The sequence below is a fragment of the Nitrosomonas sp. Nm51 genome, from assembly GCF_900111165.1.
Lineage (GTDB): Bacteria > Pseudomonadota > Gammaproteobacteria > Burkholderiales > Nitrosomonadaceae > Nitrosomonas.
This window is the reverse complement of sequence record NZ_FOGH01000003.1, coordinates 86,861-110,360: the sequence shown is the minus strand read 5'-3', so window position 1 is coordinate 110,360 and position 23,500 is coordinate 86,861. Positions and strand designations below refer to the sequence as shown.

Annotated in this window: 20 protein-coding genes and 1 CRISPR repeat array; of the genes, 13 read left to right on the top strand and 7 right to left on the bottom strand. The window is 50.2% G+C overall.

Features of this window, described 5'->3' with window-relative positions:
- Positions 1 to 31: 31 nt before the first annotated feature.
- The 11 genes from BMY60_RS02385 (at position 32) to cas2 (BMY60_RS02335) (ending at position 10,736) form a co-directional block, all read left to right on the top strand.
- A complete protein-coding gene (locus tag BMY60_RS02385; RefSeq protein WP_090330910.1) occupies positions 32 to 538 on the top strand; it encodes a DUF1269 domain-containing protein in 507 nt (168 codons plus the stop codon).
- Between the two features lie 524 nt (positions 539 to 1,062).
- Positions 1,063 to 1,710, top strand: coding sequence for an HdeD family acid-resistance protein (locus BMY60_RS02380; RefSeq protein ID WP_218141601.1), 648 nt, complete (start codon positions 1,063 to 1,065; stop codon positions 1,708 to 1,710).
- 200 nt (positions 1,711 to 1,910) lie between these two features.
- Positions 1,911 to 3,389, top strand: coding sequence for a DegQ family serine endoprotease (locus BMY60_RS02375; protein ID WP_256250638.1), 1,479 nt, complete (start codon positions 1,911 to 1,913; stop codon positions 3,387 to 3,389).
- Positions 3,390 to 3,412: 23 nt separating this feature from the next.
- Positions 3,413 to 4,375, top strand: a complete 963-nt coding sequence (locus BMY60_RS02370) for a cytochrome ubiquinol oxidase subunit II (protein ID WP_177166545.1) — start codon at positions 3,413 to 3,415, stop codon at positions 4,373 to 4,375.
- Entirely contained in the window at positions 4,372 to 6,480 is a 2,109-nt protein-coding gene (locus BMY60_RS02365; RefSeq protein WP_090330907.1) for a cbb3-type cytochrome c oxidase subunit I, read from the top strand. The genes BMY60_RS02370 and BMY60_RS02365 overlap by 4 nt, the downstream gene beginning before the upstream one ends.
- Entirely contained in the window at positions 6,477 to 7,094 is a 618-nt protein-coding gene (locus BMY60_RS02360) for a cytochrome c oxidase subunit 3 (RefSeq protein ID WP_090330905.1), read from the top strand. The genes BMY60_RS02365 and BMY60_RS02360 overlap by 4 nt, the downstream gene beginning before the upstream one ends.
- Positions 7,091 to 7,396 carry a cytochrome o ubiquinol oxidase subunit IV gene (gene cyoD, locus BMY60_RS02355; protein ID WP_090330904.1) on the top strand — a complete coding sequence of 102 codons (306 nt, stop codon included), beginning with the start codon at positions 7,091 to 7,093 and terminating at the stop codon, positions 7,394 to 7,396. Before BMY60_RS02360 ends, cyoD begins: the two co-directional genes overlap by 4 nt.
- Before the next feature lie 668 nt (positions 7,397 to 8,064).
- Positions 8,065 to 8,343 (top strand): CRISPR-associated endonuclease Cas2, encoded by a 279-nt coding sequence (gene cas2, locus BMY60_RS02350; RefSeq protein WP_090330902.1) that lies wholly within the window; start codon positions 8,065 to 8,067, stop codon positions 8,341 to 8,343.
- 1 nt (position 8,344) lies between these two features.
- Positions 8,345 to 9,082 carry a reverse transcriptase domain-containing protein gene (locus tag BMY60_RS16120; protein WP_090330901.1) on the top strand — a complete coding sequence of 246 codons (738 nt, stop codon included), beginning with the start codon at positions 8,345 to 8,347 and terminating at the stop codon, positions 9,080 to 9,082.
- Positions 8,968 to 10,452, top strand: a complete 1,485-nt coding sequence (cas1, locus tag BMY60_RS02340; RefSeq protein WP_256250641.1) for a CRISPR-associated endonuclease Cas1 — start codon at positions 8,968 to 8,970, stop codon at positions 10,450 to 10,452. Before BMY60_RS16120 ends, cas1 begins: the two co-directional genes overlap by 115 nt.
- Positions 10,449 to 10,736 carry a CRISPR-associated endonuclease Cas2 gene (gene cas2 / locus BMY60_RS02335; protein ID WP_090330898.1) on the top strand — a complete coding sequence of 96 codons (288 nt, stop codon included), beginning with the start codon at positions 10,449 to 10,451 and terminating at the stop codon, positions 10,734 to 10,736. Before cas1 ends, cas2 (BMY60_RS02335) begins: the two co-directional genes overlap by 4 nt.
- Before the next feature lie 285 nt (positions 10,737 to 11,021).
- Positions 11,022 to 11,744: a CRISPR direct-repeat array (repeat unit 36 nt; unit sequence GTTGGGAAGTTGGGCCGAAGTCAGGCCCGTTAAGAC).
- 311 nt (positions 11,745 to 12,055) lie between these two features.
- Here the strand turns inward: cas2 (BMY60_RS02335) and BMY60_RS16545 are convergent.
- From BMY60_RS16545 to BMY60_RS02320, 3 genes are all read right to left on the bottom strand, one after another.
- On the bottom strand, positions 12,056 to 12,172 hold the full coding sequence (locus BMY60_RS16545; RefSeq protein ID WP_371264179.1) for a hypothetical protein: 117 nt from the start codon (positions 12,170 to 12,172) through the stop codon (positions 12,056 to 12,058).
- A 250-nt stretch (positions 12,173 to 12,422) separates the two neighbouring features.
- On the bottom strand, positions 12,423 to 13,046 hold the full coding sequence (locus BMY60_RS02325; RefSeq protein ID WP_090330896.1) for a hypothetical protein: 624 nt from the start codon (positions 13,044 to 13,046) through the stop codon (positions 12,423 to 12,425).
- 76 nt (positions 13,047 to 13,122) lie between these two features.
- Positions 13,123 to 14,313 (bottom strand): endonuclease/exonuclease/phosphatase family protein, encoded by a 1,191-nt coding sequence (locus BMY60_RS02320; RefSeq protein ID WP_143057330.1) that lies wholly within the window; start codon positions 14,311 to 14,313, stop codon positions 13,123 to 13,125.
- Between the two features lie 398 nt (positions 14,314 to 14,711).
- Here BMY60_RS02320 and BMY60_RS16115 point away from each other — a divergent pair, with 398 nt between their 5' ends.
- Positions 14,712 to 14,834 carry a hypothetical protein gene (locus BMY60_RS16115; protein ID WP_256250637.1) on the top strand — a complete coding sequence of 41 codons (123 nt, stop codon included), beginning with the start codon at positions 14,712 to 14,714 and terminating at the stop codon, positions 14,832 to 14,834.
- A gap of 427 nt (positions 14,835 to 15,261) precedes the next feature.
- Here BMY60_RS16115 and BMY60_RS02310 read toward each other — a convergent pair whose 3' ends face one another.
- The 3 genes from BMY60_RS02310 to acnA all read right to left on the bottom strand — a co-directional run bounded on the left by BMY60_RS02310 (position 15,262) and on the right by acnA (position 21,173).
- Positions 15,262 to 16,233, bottom strand: coding sequence for a universal stress protein (locus BMY60_RS02310; protein WP_090330892.1), 972 nt, complete (start codon positions 16,231 to 16,233; stop codon positions 15,262 to 15,264).
- 276 nt (positions 16,234 to 16,509) lie between these two features.
- On the bottom strand, positions 16,510 to 18,213 hold the full coding sequence (locus BMY60_RS02305; RefSeq protein ID WP_090330890.1) for a cation:proton antiporter domain-containing protein: 1,704 nt from the start codon (positions 18,211 to 18,213) through the stop codon (positions 16,510 to 16,512).
- Positions 18,214 to 18,392: 179 nt separating this feature from the next.
- Positions 18,393 to 21,173, bottom strand: coding sequence for an aconitate hydratase AcnA (acnA, locus tag BMY60_RS02300; RefSeq protein WP_090330889.1), 2,781 nt, complete (start codon positions 21,171 to 21,173; stop codon positions 18,393 to 18,395).
- A 431-nt stretch (positions 21,174 to 21,604) separates the two neighbouring features.
- Here acnA and BMY60_RS02295 point away from each other — a divergent pair, with 431 nt between their 5' ends.
- A complete protein-coding gene (locus BMY60_RS02295; protein ID WP_090330887.1) occupies positions 21,605 to 22,525 on the top strand; it encodes an ornithine cyclodeaminase family protein in 921 nt (306 codons plus the stop codon).
- Between the two features lie 240 nt (positions 22,526 to 22,765).
- Here the strand turns inward: BMY60_RS02295 and BMY60_RS02290 are convergent, their stop codons facing one another.
- Positions 22,766 to 23,134: a hypothetical protein gene (locus BMY60_RS02290; RefSeq protein WP_090330886.1), complete on the bottom strand. Its 369-nt coding sequence runs from the start codon at positions 23,132 to 23,134 to the stop codon at positions 22,766 to 22,768.
- Positions 23,135 to 23,500: the final 366 nt, after the last annotated feature.

Below are 23,500 nucleotides of genomic sequence, written 5' to 3'. Positions count from 1 at the left end.
AGCACTTAATTAACATATTGGAGAAACCATTATGAGACGAATTTATTTTCTAGTTCCAGACATCGATACCACTAAAAAAATTGTTGATGAACTGCTTTTAGCGCGTATTGAAGAGCGGCACATTCACGTGATTGCAAAACCCGGCACGCCACTTGAAAACCTGCCTGAAGCCAGTCTTTTACAGAAGAGTGATTTTGTCCCGGCAGTCGAGCAAGGGTTGGCGGTCGGCGGGTCAACCGGGTTGCTGGCCGGATTGGTAGCCATTGCTTTTCCGGCCGCAACGGTAGTTGCAGGTGGCGTTTTGTTGGCAACCACACTCGCAGGTGCGGGTGTCGGCGCATGGATAAGCGGGATGGTGGGAATGAACGTTGATAGTCGCCGGCTTAAAGAATATGAAGGAGCGATTGAGGCGGGTGAACTGCTAGTACTGGCCGACGTGCCAACCGATCGAGTAAATGAAATCGAAGCGAGTATAAAACAGCATTTACCCAAAGTGGAGATTGAAGGCACAGAGCCGCATATACCCGCGTTTCCCTGATCAGAAACGGTTTGTACCAAGACTACTGCCTGCTGATTCATCTCAATTATCTAAGGAGTCGTTCATAAATAACTGTAACACTTATTCATGAACGACTCTTAACAACAGTCAGGAATGTCACTCTGATGGCTGGAGAGCAGTAGCCAACAGCCGGTATGGGTATCAAGTTCTGGAAAGACAGTTGATATTTTCCATGCGGCATGTTGTTAACCCATTTTACAACGCATAGTGTTAACCTGTGTTTAATACTTAATAAGCACCACAACCACAATGTCATAACAGGAACAGTGAGCTCCAAGAGGTGTCGTCTGTGTTGGCGCTGTTCCACTGACTGCGGCCGCTATCAAAGCATGGTTGATGATGCGGCGGCAGAACCACAATCCGGTCACAAAAATTGACTGCCCATAATTTGAATCTTGAGACATCACTCTATGGTCCTAGTGCCGGCTAAGGTCTTTTGAAACAGCAGAAGATGCATTTAATGAAGCCAGTTAGACAATCAGAGAAAAAAGACATTGGTGTCTTTGCCGGCGCTGGTTAAGATAAAACACACTAAATACACAGGAGAAAAAATGACTGAATCAACGAGTAAGGAATTCACTAAAGACGTTAAAGAACTGGCTCCCGAGATTGACGCTGTGTTCGGAGACTTGCGTAAGAGCTGGGGCTGGCTGTTAGCTTTAGGTATATTATTCATAATATTGGGAACCGTTGCACTTGGGATGAGCGTAGCGCTTACAATTGCGACTGTATTGTTATTCGGTATTTTGTTGTTAGCCGGCGGTGTGTTTCAAATTATTGACGCATTTAAATGTAAGGGATGGAAAAGTATCTCGCTGCATGTTTTGATTGCGTTGCTATACATAGTAACCGGCGCAATATTGATCACGGAGCCCATGGCTGGTTCGCTAATGTTAACGGCCATGCTGGGCGGCGCCTTCATTGCAATTGGTATTTTACGGATTGTTATAGGATTTCAGTTAAAAAATGCCGGGGTTGGCTGGGGTTGGGTCATATTTTCCGGCGTGGTGTCACTGATTCTGGGCGGCTTGATTTTTTTTCAATGGCCAGCTTCTGCGCTGTGGATAATAGGTCTTTTGGTGGCAATTGAAATGATTTTTCATGGCTGGTCGTATGTGATGATTGCAATCGCCGTAAAATCGCGCAAATGAGAAGATTTCTACTATCGGCATCCTTAGAAACGATAATACTTGACGAGAATAACTCTGAAGCCACAAAAAACAATTACAAGAGGCGCAGGCCAGCGTATTTGTTGGCCCGATAGCAGCATCGTATGCAGGCTGCTGGCGGGCGACGCGCTGGCCCCCGTCATAATACCGAACCCACTCAGAACTATTACTTTCCGGAGAAAATGATGAAAAAAAATCGTAACATACAACTTTTTTTGTTATTGATCTGTTTTGCCGTCACGCCGGTATATGCAATGGATGGCGGTGTTGAAAACCTGAAACAAACCAGCAAAGCCTTTGCATCAGTGGCAAGGTCCGTTTCTCCATCAGTAGTATTTATACAGGTCGAATCTGCCGCAACGGGCTCGACGAATACGCCATTTTCTTCACCGTTTGGCAACAGGTTGCCTTTTGGCGACGATCTGTTCAAACGTTTTTTTGGCGATGATTTCACGGGGATTCCGCGCAGGCCACGTTTTGACGCACCACAAAGAGAGCGTCAAATCATAGGACATGGTTCGGGATTTGTGTTTGCAGCAAAAAGCGATTTTAAATCTGATAAGACCTATATTCTTACCAACAACCACGTGGTAGCGGACGCAAACCGGATCCTTGTCAAATTTCAGGACGGACGCGAATATGTCGCCACAATCACGGGACGCGATCCACAATCCGATATTGCCGTCATCGAAATCAAAGCGGAAGGACGTCCAGCGCTTGCCTTGGCCGACTCCTCCAAAGCGGAGGTCGGTGAGTGGGTGATAGCTATTGGCAACCCTTTCGGTCTCAGCAACACCCTTACCGTGGGGGTGATAAGCGCTAAGGGACGGACCAGTCTGGGCATCAGTGATTATGAAGATTTTATCCAGACCGACGCCGCCATCAATCCGGGAAATTCCGGCGGACCACTGGTTGATCTGAATGGCGAAGTCGTGGGTATTAATACTGCCATATTCAGTCGCAGCGGTGGCTACATGGGCGTAGGCTTCGCGATTCCAATCAATCTCGGCAAGGTTATCGCCCACCAATTAATTGAGAAAGGAGAAGTCACTCGCGGTTACCTCGGTATTGCAATTCAACCTCTGACAGCCGAGCTTGCCGAGTCGTTTGGCATTGATCCCGGCCAAGGCATACTCGTTGCCGAAGTAACTAAGAACTCTCCCGCGGACAAGGCAGGACTGCGTCAGGGAGATGTAATTGTCAGTTATGACGGTGAACCTGTAATAGATGTTGGCAGTTTTCGTAATCGCGTATCTTTGACTCCACCGGGTAGCCGGGAGCATTTGACCGTTCTGCGGGACGGAGAAAAAAGCGATCTTACAATCACCATTGGTAAGCTTTTCATGGACAGCCAGGTAGCACAGGGTTCAGCGCAAGGTGCTGAAAATATAGGGCTGACTGTCCAGAACCTGACGCCACAACTGGCTGAACAATTCGATGTCAAACCGGGTGAAGGCGTGGTGATAACCAAGGTTCAGGCTGGCTCGATTGCTGCCAGTGCAGGTATAGAAATTGGCTCTGTCATCCTGCAGGTTAACCGCAAGACAGTAAACAGCGTCTCCGAATTTAAGCGCGCAGTCAAAGAAAACAGTGGCAAAAAACGCGCACTTTTACTTATACGTAAGGATAATGTGCAGCGTTACGTTGCGTTGAGCTGGTAAACGGAACTGTTGAAGGGACTGCGATGGGATACAACAAGGCTAAACAATTCAGCGTATTGTTATTGACTGCGGTGATTCTGGCGGGTTGTAGTGAACAGCGCAGCAGCTTCCTCGATCCTGCAGGGCCAATCGCTGCAGCGCAGCGCGCGCATCTGATCGAAGTCGTAGGCTGGACTATGATCGCGGTGGTGCCGGTTTTTATCCTGGTGCCGGTGATGCTCTGGCGTTACCGCTATCGGAACACCAAAGCCCGTTACACGCCGGACTGGGGATACTCAGGCTGGCTTGAACTCGTAATGTGGGGTGTACCTTTTATGATTGTAGCCGTACTTTCAACCAAGCTTTGGTTCAGCACCAAAGCGCTCGATCCCTATAAACCCATCGCGTCGGACGCAGCGCCGCTCAACGTTCAGGTGGTGGGGCTCGACTGGAAATGGTTGTTCATCTACCCCGATCTCGGCATCGCCACGGTCAATCAGCTGGCCTTCCCCGCTGGAGCGCCCGTATCGCTGAACCTGACCAGCGATACAGTGATGCAGTCATTCATGGTCGATGCATTGGCCGGGCAGGTTTATGCGATGCCGGGGATGCGCACGAAACTTCATTTGCTTGCCGATGCAGCCGGTGTTTTTAAAGGCGAGAATGTGCAATTTAGCGGTGTGGGTTTCACCGAACAGAAATTCGATGCCGTAGCCATGACACCCGAAGCGTTTTCCGAATGGGTGGCCAGGGTTAAGTCAGACGGCGTGCCGCTTGATGCGCAAACCTATGAGTTGCTCGGCGCTTCCTCGACGGGCGCGCAGGTATACGAAGCGATCGGCACGAATGGAATGCCTGCCGGTGTCATCTACTTCAACCAGGTCGCGCCGGATCTCTTCAAAAAGGTAATCGGACGGTATCACGGCGGTGAACCCGTTCTTCCGGCAAATCAGCCAGGGGCAGCGGGCTATGTGTGGCAGCCGCTTTTCAATGGAAGCAGCAAATGACGTCTGACCACACAACGACCTGGCTTTTCGGCCGCCTCGACCTTTCCTCGCTGCCAATCTGGCAGGCAATCCAGAGTCCGGCCATCAGTGAATTGATCGCGGGCGCCGCCGCGATGATTGTTATCGCCGGCGCGATCGCTGTAATCGCTTTCATTACATGGCTGAGAGCATGGCGCTCTTTGTGGACAGACTGGCTGACCAGTACCGATCATAAACGTATCGGCATCATGTATTGTGTGCTTGCTTTGGTGATGATGACGCGCGGCGTAATCGAAGCCGTACTAATGCGTGCGCAGCAGGCCGACGGCCTGAGCGGCGGGTTTCTCACGCCCGAGCATTTCGCCGAACTGTTCAGTACACACGGCACGATCATGATCTTCTTCGTAGCGATGCCTCTGGTTGCCGGAGTAATCAATTACATCATGCCTTTACAGATCGGCGCGCGCGACATGTCGTTTCCGGTGATGAACCAGATCAGCCTGGGGTTGACCGCCACCGGTGCTGTGCTTGTCATGTCAAGCCTCGTATTCGGCAAGTTTTCGACTGGCAGCTGGGCCGCTTACCCGCCCTATACCGGGCTTGCCTTCAATCCCGGCCCAGGTCCCGATTACTGGATATGGTCAGTGGCCATTGCCGGGATCGGCACAACGCTGTCCGGGATCAATTTCGCCGTTACGATCTACAAGGAGCGCGCGCCTGGAATGACGCTGTTTCGCATGCCGTTGTTCTGCTGGACCGTGCTCTGTACATCGATCATCATGATTTTTGCGATGCCGCCGCTGACGGTTGCCACGTTGATGCTCGCCGCCGACCGTTATCTGGATTTTCATTTCTTCACCAATGACCTGGGCGGCAACATGATGAATTATGTCAACCTGTTCTGGTTGTTCGGACATCCCGAAGTCTATCTTCTGGTGCTGCCAGCTTATGGCATCATTTCCGAAGTGGTTGCAACCTTCTCGGGCAAGCGGCTCTATGGCTACACCTCGCTCGTTTACGCGACAATGGCGATTGCGGTGCTCAGCTTCTGCGTCTGGCTGCATCATTTTTTCACCATGGGACAGAGCGCCAACGTGAACATCGCCTTCGGCATCGCGTCGATGTGCATCGCCGTGCCGACGGGCGTGAAAGTGTATGACTGGATGGCGACAATGTACCGCGGACGGATCAGGATGACGGTGCCGATGATTTACGTGACCGGTTTCTTTATCCTGTTCGTGATCGGCGGGCTGACCGGCGTCATTCTCGCCAATCCGACGATCACCTATCAGGTGCACAACACGCTATTTCTGGTGGCGCACTTCCACAATGTCATCATCCCGGGGGTTGTCTTCGGTTTGTTGGCCGGCATTCACTACTGGTTTCCGAAAGCCTTCGGATTTCGCCTGCATGAAGGCTGGGGGCGCGTCTCGGCCCTGCTTTGGATATTCGGTTTCTCCTTCGCTTTCCTGCCGCTCTACGTCGTGGGCCTGATGGGAATGCCGCGCCGCTCGGCCAATTTCAACGATCCGGCGTTCGAACCCCTGATGCTGGCCGCCCTCTTTGGTGCGGCGCTGGTCTTGTCGGCGTTGGCGGCGTTAGTCATACAGATTTGGGTCAGTGTCCGCGATCGCGATAAACTGGCCGCTCCCCTGGGCGACCCATGGAACGGACGCACGCTGGAATGGGCTACGCCGTCGCCGCCGCCGCATTATAATTTCGCGGTCCTTCCACAGGTGAAAGATCGCGATGACTTTGCTGCAGCCAAGGCCAATGGCCGTGCTTTTGCCGACACAGCAAATTACGGGGATATCACGATGCCGAAAAATACTGCGCTCGGTATGATCATATGCGCCGCGGCGACTTTACTCGGTATGGCGCTGGTCTGGTACATCTGGTGGCTTGCCATGCTGTCGGTACTGACGATTGTGGTCGCGTTCGTTGCCCGCACCTTTATGCTCGACACCACCTATACAATTCCGGCGGACGAAATCTCCCGTGAACATCGCGCATGGCTTGCCCGTGTCAGGGCGGCGTCGCCGATCACCCGGGATCGTGAGACCGATGACGTTAACCAGGGTCTGGCCGTTCTTGAACTGCCCGAAACACTGAAGGCTTCGCGATGAGGCATCCCGGCATCAACCTTGGCGAACATCATGGTGAAGCGCATGATCAGGCCGAAACGCTGGTATTTGGCTTCTGGGTTTTCCTGATGAGCGACCTGATCATTTTCGGATTGATGTTCGCCATCTATGTCACCATGGCAAACCCGGTGGGAATGGCCGGCGGGCCAGGCCCGAAGGACGTGTTCGACCTGACGAGCGTATTCATACAGACCATGATCCTGTTGACCAGCAGCCTGACCTTCGGAATCGCTTCGCTCGCAATGCGGCACGAACAAGGACGTGGCCGCATTGCACTGTGGCTTGGCGTGACGCTCGCCCTCGGTCTGGGGTTCCTGGGCTTTGAAGCGCGCGACTTCGCCAACATGATCGGCATGGGCGCCGGGCCGTCGCGCAGCGGCTTCCTGTCGGCGTTCTGGGGGCTTGTCCCGCTGCATGGTTTACATGTGTCGGCAGGATGCATCTGGATCGTGGTGATGCTGATCCAGATGCGGACTTTCGGAATGATCCCGATTGTCAAGACCCGCCTGTTGCGGCTTGGGCTCTTCTGGCATTTTCTCGATCTTATCTGGGTCGGAATATTCACTATTGTCTTTCTTGCAGGAATTAGCGCATGAACGATCTTGATTACAGACGCGAACTACGCGATTATCTAATTGGTTTTGGGCTTGCGTTCACGCTGACGGTTGGGCCGTTCGCGATCGTTGCATGGGGCGGTTTGGACCGGCCGACATTATTGATCTTTCTAGGCGCATGCGCGCTAGTGCAGATCACAGTGCATTTCCGCTTTTTTCTGCATATCGATTTGTCGCGGCAGAAACGTGAGGATTTGCAACTGATCCTTTTTTCGGTCCTGTTGCTGATCATCATGGCCATCGGCACGATCTGGATCATGGGCAACCTGGCAATGCGGATGTAGTTGGCTTGGCCGGCGGATGACGACGGCCAGAAACTGGTTTTTCAAACCAGCCCGGCTAATCTGAAGTCCCCTCCAAGTAAGTTGGAGATCGCGGTATGATCTTACAGAGACAGATTGACGAGCTCAAGGAACATGACGGCGTAAAATGGATAACGGCGTTAATGGTCATGAGAGCATTGTTTCGCCCCGAATGATGAAAGATAATAATGTTGCGGTGCACAGCTGTCAAAAATCGTTCAATTTTTTGAAGCTTTGACTCCGCACGTTAATGTGACTTAAGCGACCAACCCGCACCCCAAATTGTCGCCATAGAGCACGCATAGTAAAAAGGCCGTTTTCCAACCGGACTACAGGCAATTTGGTCGCTTCGGCAGCAAATGTGCACCGTAACGTTGCAGTACTCAGTACTCTTTTATCACCATTCGTAGCCCCTGCTTTTTCGGGGTAAGGGGTGTTATTGTCTTTAGGCTATGTTCTTTCATAGTAAAATTGTGATCCGCCTTGGCTGTTATTCAATAAACCCTTCAAAGTAACGCGTATCCGCAGTGTTTTTAGCGCTATAAAATGTTCTGATCAATAGTTACGAACATACCATCGCAATCAAAATCTACCCAGCAGTCCAGAATTTTGGTACAGTCACGCTGTTATCCAATCGTTTTGTGGTAAACATGCACTACCTCGTCATCACCGATATCGCCGATCCACGCCGTCTGCGGCGCGCTGCAAAGGTTTGTGAGCGCTGGGGCGAGCGGGTGCAGAAAAGCGTTTATCTGATGGAGCTGGATGCCGAAAATCTGCTGCGGCTGCAGTCAGCAATGATTAAGATCCTGCACGGCAGCGAGGATTCCGCACGGTATTACGCGCTGTGCGGCCTGGATATCGGGCGCGCCAGTGGCGAAGGACTTGGCAGAGGCCTGAAACCGATGGCCGGTCACTGGATCGTCTGACATGCTGGCGATCGGTGCGCTGCTGCGCAAGGCGCTCACCTTCAGCAAACTGAAACAGGCTTGGGAAAAAGTCGCCGACAACAAAGGCATGGCCGGCGTGGACGGCGAAACTATCAGCGCCTTATCGCCGCAAATCGATGCCGTGTTGCGCCAGTTGGCAAAGGACGTCATCCACGGCGTTTACCGCCCGCAGCCATTGTTGCGCATCTGGGCGGAACGGCCGGGAAAGTCGCCGCGCGGACTCGCGATTCCAACGGTACGCGACCGCATTTTGCAGACCAGCCTCACCCTGGTGCTGACACCGAAAGTGGAGGCAGAACTCGAAGACTGCTCGTATGCTTACCGCCAGGGCCGCAGCGTGCGCATGGCTGTGGAACGTATCGGCTTTTATCAGCGTCAGGGTTATCACTGGATTGTTGATGCCGATATCGAAGCCTTTTTTGACACAATTGCGCATGCCGAACTGCTCGCACGCCTGCAAACCGTCGCACCGGAACCGGCATTGATCGACCTGGTCGAACAATGGCTGACCACACCCATACAGGATGGCGACCAGAAGACCGTGCCGCAACAGGGCATACCACAGGGCAGCGCCCAATATCTCCCATGCTGGCGAATCTGTATCTGGACACCCTTGATGAAGCGCTGCTCGACGCTGATCATGTGCTCATCCGTTACGCCGACGATTTTATCGTCCTCGCCAGGTCCAGAAAACACGCAGAAGCCGCACTGGATCTGACACGGGATGTGCTTGAGCGGCTGACTCTGCGTCTTAATCCGTTGAAAACCCGGATTGTTCACTTCGACGACGGCCTGGAATTTCTTGGCTGGTATTTCGTGCGCAGCCTGGCAATCCCGAGAACATGGCACGATACGGTGCCGAAAAATTTTAAGGCAACCGCCCCGCCGTCACCGTCATCCAAAACGGCAACCAAAATCCAATCCGCCGATGTTTCACCAGATACCGCATCCTTGCCCGAACAGACCACATCCACTACATCAACCGGCGCAGAACCGGAACCGGACAAACCGCCTCGGGAAACCATCCAGGATGCCGCGCCCGAAGACCCTGAATTCAATCACCCGCTGCCGCCGCTGGCACCGTTACAGCGCACGCTTTATCTGGTGGACAAGCAGGTACGTCTGAGTGTCGACAACCAGCGCTACCAGGTTGAACGTGACGGCAAAACCATTTTGAATCTGCCCGCACACCAGGTGGACCAGATCATGCTCTTCGGCCCTGTTCAGGTGACGACGCAGACGCTGCAGCTGGCAGCCCGCAATGACTGCAGCCTGTCCTACCTGTCTTATCTCGGGCGCTATTACGGCCGGTTCGACCCGGAAACAGGGCGGCAGATTACGCTGTTGCAGGCGCAATTCACCTGCCATGCCGATCCTGCGTTTCAGCTGGATATCGCACGCCGGATTGTCGCGGCGAAACTGCATAATTCCCGTCTTGTACTGGCACGCGGTCAGCGCCATCTCAAATCATCGCCACTCGACCTGTCTGCCAATCAGCGCCTGAAACAAATCGAACAGTCGCTTAAAACCGCTACCAGCGTGGAAAGCCTGCGCGGCAGCGAGGGTGCAGCCGCAGCACTCTATTGGCGCGCTTTTGCCGAGCTGGTGCCGCCACCATGGCAGTTCAGCAAACGACTGGCACGTCCCGCTCCCGACCCGGTCAACGCCATGCTTTCGCTTGGCTACACCCTGTTGTACCAGGCTGTCGCCGGATTGTTGCAGGCACGCAGCCTGAACGCGCATCTGGGCATGCTGCATTTACCGGGCGGCAATCACCTGGCGCTTGCATCAGACCTGATGGAAGTATTCCGCGCCTATGTTGTCGACGCCACTGTGCTCAGACTGCTGCGCACCCGGCAACTCGATCCGCAAGCGCACAGTATCCAATCTGAAGTATGCAGCCTCGGCAACGATACCATCCGCACATTCATACGCGCACTGGAAGACCGTTTCAACAGCATTCAACAACACCCGCAAACTGAGACCGAAATGGATTTACGCCGTATCATTGACCACGACATACTGACGCTGGCCAGAGCACTCCGTTCGAATAATACAAACGAATTTCAGGCAACCCGCTGGCGATGAGCGCACTCTATCTGGTCGTCATTTCATACGACATCGCACATCCGAAACGCCTGAACCGGGTCGCCAAAGTACTGGAAACGGCGGGTGTTCGCGTGCAAAAAAGCGTTTTTGAATGCGGCCTGACGCCCGATGGGCTCATCGCGCTGCGCCTGCGGCTACGCCGCCTGATCAATCCGCAGGAAGACCATATACTTATCACGCCGGTGTGTGGCCGCTGCCGTTATCATATACAATGGCAGGGAAAAATACCTGGCGCGCCGAATGCGCCTTACTGGATTGTGTAGTAAATATACCAGTGCCAATCATCAAAATGCGGCGCACTGTAAAAACCGCAAAAAGTTGCCAACCTGGTTGCCTAATATTTAAGCAAAATTTTTAATAACCAGCCATATATTCAGTATGATAACGAACATATTTAATCTGTTTTCGACAGAAAAACGCGCCGCACTAGTATTCATGCGGGTTCTGGGCTAAAATGGACATGCTTTCCAGCTTGTGGGAAAAGAAAATGCCGAGACCGCCGATTTTGCCTCTGTATGCCCCATGGATAAAGGGCTGTGGAAGAGTCGGTTGGGAAGTTGGGCCGAAGTCAGGCCCGTTAAGACAATTGAAGATTCTGGTATTCCAGTGATTCTTCAGTTGGGAAGTTGGGCCGAAGTCAGGCCCGTTAAGACTCTCCTTTTTTCACACGTTGATCCAATCCCAAAACGTTGGGAAGTTGGGCCGAAGTCAGGCCCGTTAAGACTAAGGTTTGTTTTGAAGTCCATAATATCCTGAGTTGGGAAGTTGGGCCGAAGTCAGGCCCGTTAAGACTACACTGAATAAGTTAGAACCATCGCTGTATATGTTGGGAAGTTGGGCCGAAGTCAGGCCCGTTAAGACGATGCCGAGTCACGACTACCGCGCCGAACCGATGCGGTTGGGAAGTTGGGCCGAAGTCAGGCCCGTTAAGACCGTGATATTTTTGAGTACTCCCTCATCAACAGTTGGGAAGTTGGGCCGAAGTCAGGCCCGTTAAGACGTTGCGTCCATTATTTCTTCGTTGCTTATTTGTTGGGAAGTTGGGCCGAAGTCAGGCCCGTTAAGACACCGCCTCGAACAAATGCGACATGGTTGAGTGTTGGGAAGTTGGGCCGAAGTCAGGCCCGTTAAGACTAATGCAACAATCAAAGTCATCAAAATCTTACGGTTGGGAAGTTGGGCCGAAGTCAGGCCCGTTAAGACATCATGATGATGTATATATCCACGTCTTGTTTGTTGGGAAGTTGGGCCGAAGTCAGGCGTCAAAAAACAAACGGGCGTCATTTTGACACCCGTTTTTATATTTCGAGAAACCCTAACACCTGTCTGATTTCCGGTTGTTAATTCTGGATTAATAAACTATCGAGTTTTTCTGTAAAGCCGGCCATGAGTTAAACCAGATTGATAATAAACAACATTGATTGATAAGGGGCAACTATTGGGGTAATAGTATTTATATTAATTTGAAAAACATCTTATAAATAAATAGTTATATAAGTTATTCGATAGTCTCCGTCCCTGCGGGGGCACAGTCTGGCGGATTAAATATCGTATCGACGGAAAAGAAAAAGCGTATTCCGCATTAGTCAGGTAAATATTGTAAATGCCTGGCTTGATGCCTTCTTCCGCTTTTTTGATCGTGCCGATAGTTTCTCCACTCGTTATTGACCATAGCCTGAATGATTTTTTGACCGTTCATTACAATCATGCGAAGCTTTTGTGTTGTCATTTTTATTTTCTGTTCTTTGATTGATTTCGTGGCAGGCACATAATTCGGTTTTTAACCTGTTTCCTGACTGGCGGGTTCATCAAGGATTTTGAATAGATCAAAACTTGTTGATCACTCTGCACCCTACAGAAAAGCGATCAATTGTAATGCACCGCTGCCTTTGGCTGAAAAGCGAGAATCATGTTCAAATTGTCAGGGGTAATTAGGTTTTCAGGGGGATTTAGAGTCTTTCCAGGGGCTCATTCAACTCAGACTCTTCCCATTTAAAAATAAAAAAAAGTGTGTAGCGCGTTTCGTTTATAGTCCCCGTGTATACCTCAGTTTTACTTACAAAACGACCAGTACCCGTCTCAAAAATATCAAAATAAAATCGAGCAATTCCTTGCCGTCTATCTCTTCTCCACAAGGTCAGTTCGGGAATAGAAATAGGGATAAATGAAGAGTTAGCTGCAGGCATGCCTACAAACCGTACTCCCCGATTGGTTCCTATTGTCTCGATAATCACCCGCACCTGATATTTGGCCTTTCTGCTGTCTTCAACAATCACGAGACCCTCCTTGCCAAGCCGGCCGGCAAGTACTTTTTTGACATGACGCTGCGTTACATCGTATCCTTTTCTACCCTTGTCGGTGGTCAGTCCTGATACTTCCAGCGCGACGGGTGTTCCTTGTGGAAATTCTGTCTTAAAATCTGTCAGACTATTTTCCAGGGCTTTGTTAATAAGCAGTTGTTCTGATACTGTTTTGGGTTCGGCAGGTCTCTTCACAGATACACTGCAGGCAGTCATCATACAAAACATGACAATAATACTCATCCATCCGGTGTTCTTTATGACATAAGACATGGGTACTTCCATTAATATAAATACATTACGTTCTAGAATGACCAACCGTTGTGAAATGCCAGCCAGGTTTTGGCTTTCATCTTATTTCTGGTGACACCGGCGAGAGATTACTCGGTACCGGCCAACTCAGCCGGTACTTGACAAACACACCATCATGATCCGAAAGCATAATTCCGTCAACAGGGTCATCAAACAGCATTTCCATGGAGAGCGGCATAATGGAAATCTGATTGCCAGGCACCCACCCCTGCAAATCCTGAGTCTCCTGCCAAGGCGCATCAGAACGCCACTCAAACTGGGTTTCACAATCTTCCGGGTACGCGCTACAAAACGCGGAAACTTCATTTATCCTGAAAATAGAAGTTTCCACAAAGTAGACGAGGCGGTCGTTAGAGTTGCGCATGTTCAAATCTCCTCCCCATATGAATGGCAGGTCCCGGTTTATTATCGTTCTTAGAAAATCTCTGGCTTCGTCGAGTTGAAGGTTGTGGGCAATGAGTGCTCGCTCGCTCGATACGCCGGAGCGGCCTCGAGAGTTAAAGTGAGTGGTTGCTACCCGAAGATGGTAAGGTAATCCGGGCACTTCGATCTCAGCGACCAATAGTCCCTTGTTTGCCAGGCAATCAAAACCAGCGCATTCCCATTGATTGAACGGGTGTTTGTAAACCACTTTAATGGGAAAGTTGCTGGCAAGCATGAGTCCGCTGGATTGCCATTTTCCGAGCTTCTCCCCTTTCCAGAAACTACGTTCATCAATAAAATTTTGGCTGGCACGGCCGGAATATTTCAAGCCAAGGTCCGAGACGCCGGGCCCAGTCACCCAGTTTGGGTATCCAGCACGGACCGGTATCTCCGCCGCCGCAGATATAAATGCTTCCTGTAACATCACTATGTCCGGTTCAAGTCCTTGCCGGCGAAGCTTTCCAAGCGAGTCACCAATGGCACGCAGCGCCGCGCTTCTATTACAGGCTATCGGAATTTTCTCCCCGTACTCATCCACAGTCCGGGACGCTTTACCGCAACCTATCGGCCAGGGCAGGCCGGCCACGTTGTAAATCAGGACGCTCAATTCAAGCGAACTGACACCCGTAGCCGGGTCAATCTGGATTTCCGGTATTCGCGCCTGGCCATTCTGAGGAAGTTGCGCATGCCTGAATGTAGTGCTGCAGCCGGTCAATATCATCACTGCGGCCGCCATCACCCACAGCCACAGGTGAGACCCGCCAACCCCTGATTTTGCGAATAGCCTAGTAGAAGTGTTCGTCACTGTCCACTATCCCGGCTCGTTTTTTTAGCATTTATATTATTTGTCCTCGATTTTCATGCCAGCACCGAATCCATCTATACTCGACAAGCATGCCGGCAACCTTATGGTGGCGGGCTTATTAACTCACCACATTTTCAACAAGATATAGATTCAGGGCAATTCGGCGTAATGTTTGCACAAGTCTCAATCAAAGGAATCTCTTGCAAAACTCCCGTCGGCATATTTCGCAAGTAGCAATAATCCGGTTCAGGCTAAATTTTAATCCGAATCAGTATGAAATAATTGCGTTCTTGCCGATGTACAGGGTTATTTTTGAGATTTTGCCAAAATTAAGGAGCCGCGGATAAATAAGTGTGACAATTGGGCGCGTCTGGCGGGATGCAATGCAAGGCGGGAGGATGAGTCATAGCGCAAGAGCTATGCGCGGCGGCGAACAACGCCGCAGTGTTCCCGTCAGATGCGGTCCAGGTGTTACAGTTATTTATGAACGGCTCCTAAGGCGCAGTTTTTCCATAAGTTGATTTAAATTCTATTTTTTACGGCTTGCCTGGAAATTTTTAAGTCACCAGGATCATTATCTGGTTGGCAGTTTATGCCAGAATACCAAGCACAGGTGACACATCACTTCGGCATGCCCCCGTACACGAACTGCACAGCCACCAAATTCATCTTTTAATGTTTATCACGGCGTGGATGACTATCAATCAGCGGAACATGTCCAAGCTGCCGGCTGATTTCGTGAATCTGTTGGCTAAAAATGTTATCCAATTACACAGCTCGCTTGGGATGCCATCATATCCTTTTGCATGCATCGCAGCCTCCATAAGTGAATTCGAAAATTTTTTCTAGAGGCCGCCTATTCTGGATATTGTAGACAAATCGAACCGGCGCCGAAAGCCTCTATGCTGGTTACCGCATCTGAATAATCTGTCACCAGAATGGCGCTTGCTACTCAGATAGCTTTACCGGAGAGACAAAGCCAGGGGGTTTAACAGCGAGCACGGAACATTGCAACTGTTCGAGAATAGCTTCTGCCGTATTACCAATGAGCCATCCGGCGATGCCTGTTCGAGCGACCGTTCCCATGACCACCAGATCGGCCTGGAACTCCTTCACCGTTTGCGGTATGACCCTGGAGGGTGCTCCGCGGCGCAAATGGAATTGAGGCCCAAGATGGTCATACGCCTCTGGACCTATCTGGTCTTTGAAATTCCGGCCAAGGCGGTTGAACGCGCGCTCATGACGTGACCGTTCACCTTCTACATAGGCCATACTGGCTTCACGTGGGTTGTCGCTCCATGACTGCACCTTCATCTCGAATGGGGCATCCCAAACATGAACGACATCCAGTGCAGCAAATTTGGATATCGCGAGTGAACTGGACAGTTCAAGAATCTGCCGGTTGAGCGTTTGCTCTGGTGCATCCGGGACATCAGGATTAACATCGACCGCTGCCAGAATGCGCGTGTAATCCGATTGTTCCTCTGAGCGTGTGAGCCATACCGGACAGGGGCAGTTACGCAGCAGTTGCACGTCGTCGCTGCCAAACAGTCGTTCAATGAAATTTGGATTTTCAGCGGGCTTGATCATCAGATCGTAGTTGTCACGTAAAATGGTACGGATCACCTCTATATACGTCTTGCCTACAAGTACGTCCAACTGAATGTCGAGTCGTTCCATATAAGGCTCGATCAGAGATCCCAGCTCTTTTCGGCGTTCGCTTACCATGATTGCCTGCAATTCACCTGGGGTGCGTCCGGCAGGCAGCATCCCGATGTCCGGCGTGATGTCCGGAGTAACATCAATAACCGTCAGACCCGCTTGATTGTTTTCCGCCACTGACACGGCCCGCGCTATCGACGATCCTTGTGCAACGGATGCTTCGGATACGTAGAGAATATTTTTGAACAGTTTCGTCATAATTAACAAAAGGTAGCCCCGGCTCTGCCCGTGGACTATTTAGACTTGATAATCCCAGAGTTCATTGGAAGTCTCCCTGTTTATGAGCCACCAAAAGCTCAATAAATGAGGGATCAACCAATGTAAGCACAGAGTTTGAGCCATACGACATAGCATTGTAAATATCATATAACGCGGATACGAAGTATCGGCATAAAAAATGTGACTTACACCCATTTGCAAATAGTCAATGACGCATCCGGCAACGCAGGTAAACAAACTCCTGGTTGTATATTATCAGAATTTACTCCGCTCATCCTCCGAGACGGACTTGTATCCCCAATCTCTCACCTCTTGAATTATCTGATCTATATCATAGGACGGAACATGAAGCATCTGCAGAGTCATCGCACCTAGACGAAGACTCGCTTCAATCGTTTCCGGGTACGCGTGCATTGCACCGGCGTCAAGCAGGCGGGTACACGTTTCGAGATCCTGCGCCCGCGCAATGACCGGCACCTGGGGACACGTTCTGCACAGATACGAAATTGCGTCTAAAGCTGCAGCGGATTTGTCAACGGTAATCACGACCAGAGAAGCGCGTTCCACATGAACGGAAGTCAATAACCCCGGATCGGAAATATCACCATAGGATACCAGATGGCCATTCGCCCGTCCCTGCGCCACCCGTTTAGGATCGGTGTCGAAAGCCACAAAAGGAATGCCGCTTGCATGCAATAGTACGGCTAATGTGTGGCCTACGCGCCCATAACCTCCGATCACCACCTGTCGTTCCGGGGTATCCAGTAATTCTGGAATAACGGAAGTTTCGGTGGGCGGCACTTTAACCAACCATGCTGCAATAGTGCCATTAAACCGGATAAGAACGGCGCCTGCGATCATCGATAAAAGCACGGATGTTATCGCAATCTGGCCCAGTTGCATGTTAATCACGCCGGAGTCGAGTGCTATCGCAATGAGGGCCAGGCCAAATTCACCGCCCACACTCAACATCAAGCCGGTGCGCCACGCAACCTGGGCGTCGGTGCCGATTCCGCGCACCATTGCGGCGACAGTCAGCGTCTTGATTGCCAGAATGAGAAATGCACCCAATGCAGCCCAATGCAAAACTGGTAGTATCGCCGGATTGAAACGCATGCCGATACCGATAAAGAACAAGCCAAGCAAAACGTCACGGAAAGGGCGTATGCTTGATTCCACTTGGTGGCGGAACTCTGTTTCTCCCAGCATCATACCGGCAAGAAACCCCCCGAACGCCAGCGATAGCCCAAGGCTGTTTGTGGTCCATGCAGCAAGTAATGCAACCAATAACACTGCCAATGTAAACATCTCCATTGATCTGCGTTTGGACACAAGATGAAACAATGGCCGGAGCAACCAGCGTCCGACATAAAACACGAGTGCGAATGCGAGAACAGCTTTCGCAAGCGCCCACCCCAGAGACCCGGCTAACACATATGCCGAGACTGACATGCCCAATATGGGAATGATCACAAGAAAAGGGACGGCGGTCACATCCTGGAAAACGGACATCGCGAGTCCGAGGCGGCCGTGTTGACTGTTTTCCTCATCCTGCTCGGCTAGCAGGCTGGCGATAATGGTAGTGGACGATTGAGCGAAGACGGCGCCAATTACGAACGCTGCGGCGACGGGGAGTCCTATGATCCAAACGATGATCCCAACGAGTAACGTCGTGAATACAACCTGCCCGGTTCCCAATCCCAGAACCTGGTGGCGCAATGCATGCAACTGGGGGAGGGAGAAATTAAGACCTATGGTGAATAACAGGAAGACGATGCCGAACTCAGCGAACACTTCCAGCCCCGGCATTGAGACTGCCGGGCCCATCGTATACGGTCCTAAAACCAGACCCACCAGTAAATACCCCAGGCTGGTCGGGATATGTAGACGTTGAAACGTGACCACGACGGTTATCGCCACGGCCAGAAGCAGGATGATCTGCGCGAGGTACTCCATCATGTTTTAATTTCAGAAAGCATAAAAAAGAGAGAAGAGTAATGCGCTTCCAATGAAAAAAGCAGCACCATTGGCGCTGACACTAGCAATATAATGTATAGGAAAAATAAACGTCATTTTCCTGCAATCCTGGCCGCTTTTCGACCTTTGCAGGACTAACGCCCTGTTTCTGAAGCGCCACTTTATTCCTCCAAAAACTGCCTTAGCACATATTGCAAAATACCGCCGTGTTTTACATATTCAATTTCTATTTTCGAATCCAGGCGGACTGTGGCTTTGAACGTGATTTCCGAGCCGTTTTCTTTTCTTGCGGTTACGGTTAGTTCCTTCCCAGGATGAAGTCCCTCTTCTATTCCGGAAATGGCGATGGTTTCGTGTCCGGACAGGCACAAGCTATCGGCGTTTTCCCCTTCCCTGAAACTCAAGGGCAACACGCCCATTCCTACTAAATTGGACCGGTGGATACGTTCGTACGAGCTGGCAATGACCGCTTTTACGCCTAATAAGCTGGCACCCTTTGCAGCCCAATCGCGTGAAGATCCAGAACCGTATTCGCTGCCAGCCAGCACCACCAGGGGAATATTGCTTTCTTGATATTTCATGGCGGCATCATATACGCTCATCTCCTTGTTTTCTGGGAAATATGTGGTAAAACCGCCCTGTTTTGAGGCGATCTCATTCTTGATGAACACATTGGCAAAGGTACCGCGCATCATCACTTCATGATTGCCTCTGCGCGAACCGTATGAGTTGAACATCGCACGCTCAATACCTTTCGATTTTAGATACTGCCCTGCGGGAGTATCTTCGGCAAAGGATCCTGCGGGAGAAATATGGTCGGTAGTGACCGAATCGCCCAGCTTCATTAGCACCCTGGCATTTTCTATGTTTCGCAAGGGTTCAGGAGTTTCGCTGATGTTCTTGAAAAAAGGGATTTCCTTGATATAGGTGGAATCGTCCCGCCACGCGTAATCCGATCCGCTTGGTGCGGGCAGGCTTCGCCATTGTTCTTCCCCATCAAAAATTACGGCATATTCTTGGGCATAATCCGCCTTGGTGGTGGCACTTTCAATGGCTTGTTGCACTTCCTGTTGGCTCGGCCAAATATCCTTTAAATACACGGGGCGGCCATTTGCATCCTCTGCCAGCGGGTCTTCCATCAAATTGATATCCACCCTGCCAGCAATGGCATAGACTACTACCAGCATGGGCGATGCCAAGAAGTTCATCTGTATCTTGGGATGGATCCTTGCCTCAAAATTGCGATTCCCACTCAAGATCGAAGCGGCCACCAAATCACATGCGTCTATCGCCTTTTCGATATGGGGCGGCAACGGGCCAGAGTTGCCGATACAAGTGGTACAGCCGTAACCCACCACGTGGAATTTCAAGGCTTCAAGATATTGTAACAGGCCTGCGCGTCTTAAATAATTGGTTACAACCTTGGAGCCTGGCGCCAAAGAGGTTTTTACCCACGGTTTTACACCCAGACCTTTTTCTATAGCCTTTTGTGCAATCAGGCCTGCGCCCAACATGACCGAGGGATTAGAGGTATTGGTACAGGAGGTAATGGCAGCCACCACGATCGAGCCATCGCTCAAGGCATATTCCTGATTTCCCTTGCCGATACGTACCGAATGTAGCGCCTTTTCCTCTTTGACTATAACTTCCACATCGTCCGCCATTTTTTGATCTCGCAAGCACTTGCTGAAAAGGGTGCCCGAACCTCCTTCGGCGTACCAGGTTTCACGTTCCTCCAAAGGTACATAATCCCTGTCGTGACTCTCTTTTAAAAGGCTTCCGAACTGATTCTTAAGGTCTTTGACCAATATTTTATCCTGTGGGCGTTTTGGCCCGGCGACCGAGGGTTGCAATGCGGACAGGTCCACCGTCAGCACATCGGAATAGTCCATATTTTCATTGCCCGTTCGCCATAACAAGTTGTTTTTACAATATTGTTCCACCAGGTCGATCTGTTCTTGCTCGCGATTGGTCTGTTTCATATACCCAAGAGTCTGGTCGTCTATCGGAAAGAAAGTGATTGTGCAGCCGAATTCAGGCGACATATTGGCAATGGTTGCACGGTCTGGAACCGACAAATGGTCGAGGCCATCGCCGAACACTTCCACGAAGTCTCCCACGACACCATATGCACGAAGCTGATTTGTAATTTCAAGCACCATATCCGTAGCGGTAATTCCCTCAGGCAGTTTTCCTTTCAATTGCAACCCGATAACTTTCGGACTGGAGAAATAGATAGGCTGCCCCAGTAAAGCCGCTTCGGCCTCGATACCGCCGACCCCCCAGCCCACTACACCGATACCGTTGACCATAGGGGTGTGCGAATCGAGGCCGACCAAGGTGTCGGGATACGCCCAACCGTCTCGGGCAACAATAACTTTTGCCAAATACTCGAGGTTTACCTGGTGACAGATACCCATTCCCGGGGGTACGACCGTAAAATTCTCAAAAGCGTTCTGGGCCCATTTCAACAATTCGTAGCGTTCGCTGTTGCGTTTGTACTCATACGCCACATTTTTTTTATAGGCATAGTCGGTACCGAAGAAATCAACCTGTACGGAATGGTCGATGACCAGATCAACCGGCACTTTGGGGTTTATCTTGGCTCCGTCCTTGCCCTTGCGGATGGCTTCGGAGCGGATAGCGGCAATATCGACCACGGCGGGAACGCCAGTAAAATCTTGCATCAGCACGCGTGCCGGTTTGTAGGGCACGGAGGCATCGCTTCCCTTGGGGTTCCAATTGATCAAGTTTTCGATATGCCCACCGGTTACCAAAAATCCGTCTTGGTTTCGCAAGGCGTTTTCCAATAAAATGCGGATGGAAAAAGGCAGTTTTTTTACCTGTGGATACGTCTCGGCGACTTTTTCCAGACTGATGATGCTGAGTTTCCCGCTTGGCATCGCCAAGGTGCTTTTGAATCTGCTTTTGTCTGTTTTCATATCTTTTGGAATTTTGTTGGGTTTTTGATGGTTTACTAAAATTTGAGCCTACTCCTACTTACTGCAGGTATCAAAATTTTGTTTTGTGGCTTGTGTCAATTACCATGTCCTATTCCTGACCGGTTTTATTACGAAGCTCCAATTTATAGCGGAATCCGTCGCGCTTAAACTATCAACAGGAGGCAAAGTAACTAACTCAGCCTGGTCGATTTATCCATGAATGCGCAGCATCCTATGCACTGTTCCCCCTGATTAATTTATAAGCGGTTAAGGCAGTCAATTTTAGACCGGCATCAACAATTATTACTGGAATATTATTATGAATATACCCAGAATAGTCAGTTTAAAATCGGAAAATTGAATATCCCGGCGCGGGATTACATTACCATTTTTTAATGTATTAACTAAACTATTTTAATTTTGGAGGAGAAATGTCAGGACAGACTTTAAACAATTTGCCATTTATTAGCGAAACGCAAATTGAAGCGGTATTGACGTGGCAGCCGTTAATGGACGTGCTTGAAAATGCAATGATTGATTTTTCTGCTGGGAGAGTTGCTCAACCTGTTAGACAATTTGTGCAAGTGCCGGGGCAAGATAACGCTATGATGGCGGCAATGCCCGCCGCGGGTGAGGCTATGGCGGTCAAAGTTTTTACACTCTATCCACAAAATTCGGGGACGGCCGTACCTACGTTACAAGGCGTCATATTGGTTTTCGATAAAAACAATGGCACGCCACTCGCTGTATTGGACGGCCGCTTGATTACTGAAATGCGCACAGCAGCAGGGTCTGCAGCAGCAGCACGCAAATTAGCCAAAACAAATGATGCTATTGTGACAATTATGGGGAATGGTGTTCAAGCGCATTCCCATGCGAAAGCGCTTGCCAAAATTGCGGACTTCAAAGCGTTTCGGTTATGGTCAAGAAATGAAGCACGGGGACAAGCGCTGGCAGATAAGATTGGTGCAAGGTATTATGCGGATGCCGAGCAGGCAGTGCGAGGTGCTGACATCATCGCATGCACTACCGCCGCAAAAGAACCTATATTAGATGGCGCGTGGTTGAAGGAAGGCGCATTCGTTACTTCTGTCGGATGGAATACAGTTGATGGCCGAGAGCTCAATGATGCAGCAATGGCCAATACCGTTATCGTTGAGTCTCGTGCTGCCGCAAAGGATCAGGCTGGAAATATTCGTGGATCCGGTTGTGAAATATTCGCTGAAATCGGGGAAATCTATGCCGGTACTAAAATCGTACCGGACGGAAATACTATAATTTATGATTCTGTTGGAATGGCAATTATGGATGCCGTTGCAGCAAAACTTGCTTATGACCTGGTTATAAAGTAAATCGGCGCACTTAATTTAATTTCTTGATTTAACCAAACCGGAGAAAACCACCCAGACTCCATGGTTTAATTTAATTTTGTGTAACTACTCACCCCATACTTTATGAGCTTCACCCGCCGATACGATCTGAATAGCGATAAGCGGATTGTATTCTTTCTTGACTTTGAGATATGTGACAGACGAAAAAAAACCCACCGAAGTGGGTTTTTCCAGGACTTTATTGGAAAGGCGTGCGTCAGTTTAACTTCCGGTATTGCCTGTCTTGCCAGCAGAGGCTGCTACAGGATGGAACGATTGTTCAGCTGCCATTTTTTCATGGTAGGCAGCTTTTTCCAGATTTTCAGCCATGGCTACTTCCAGGCTTTGCAGCTTATACGCCACGTGCTGTTTGAAAACTTTAGCATTTCTACCAAAGGAAGCAGAGCGGGGTTTTCTTTTAACTGCTTCAATTTCGTCTTTTATCTTGGCCTGATATTCATCGGCCTGTTGTTTGTATTGTTGAGCTAATGTTAAATGGGCAGCCTGATCGGTAGCAAAAACACTGGTCGGCAATGCAACTAAAACAAAAGCAATTATTGAAGCGATGGTGAGTGTTTGTACTGTTTTCATGATAAAGCCTCCTGCTTTAATAAACTTGTTCATCTTGAAAACAAGTTTAAACATAACAGCGGGTCTTGACTATTGGGGTTACTATTAATCTTGGTTAAGTGAAACCATTAGGTGTTGTTACAGACCCGCGAATCCGGTCCTGGTGCGCATAAGGCTTGTCTTCATTCATACGGGCAAGGCCTGGAACGTGTCAGTTTCGCGCTGCCAAGATGATAAAATTACAATGGACTGTTGCCTTATTCTCCAATAACAGTGTTTGCAGGCATCGCAACAGATTGACGGTACGTGAAAGGTAGAATGCGCGATAACGGCCTGGAGTGTATAGACAAGCCAGATTTATTATTGATTTCAATGCTTGAACACCGG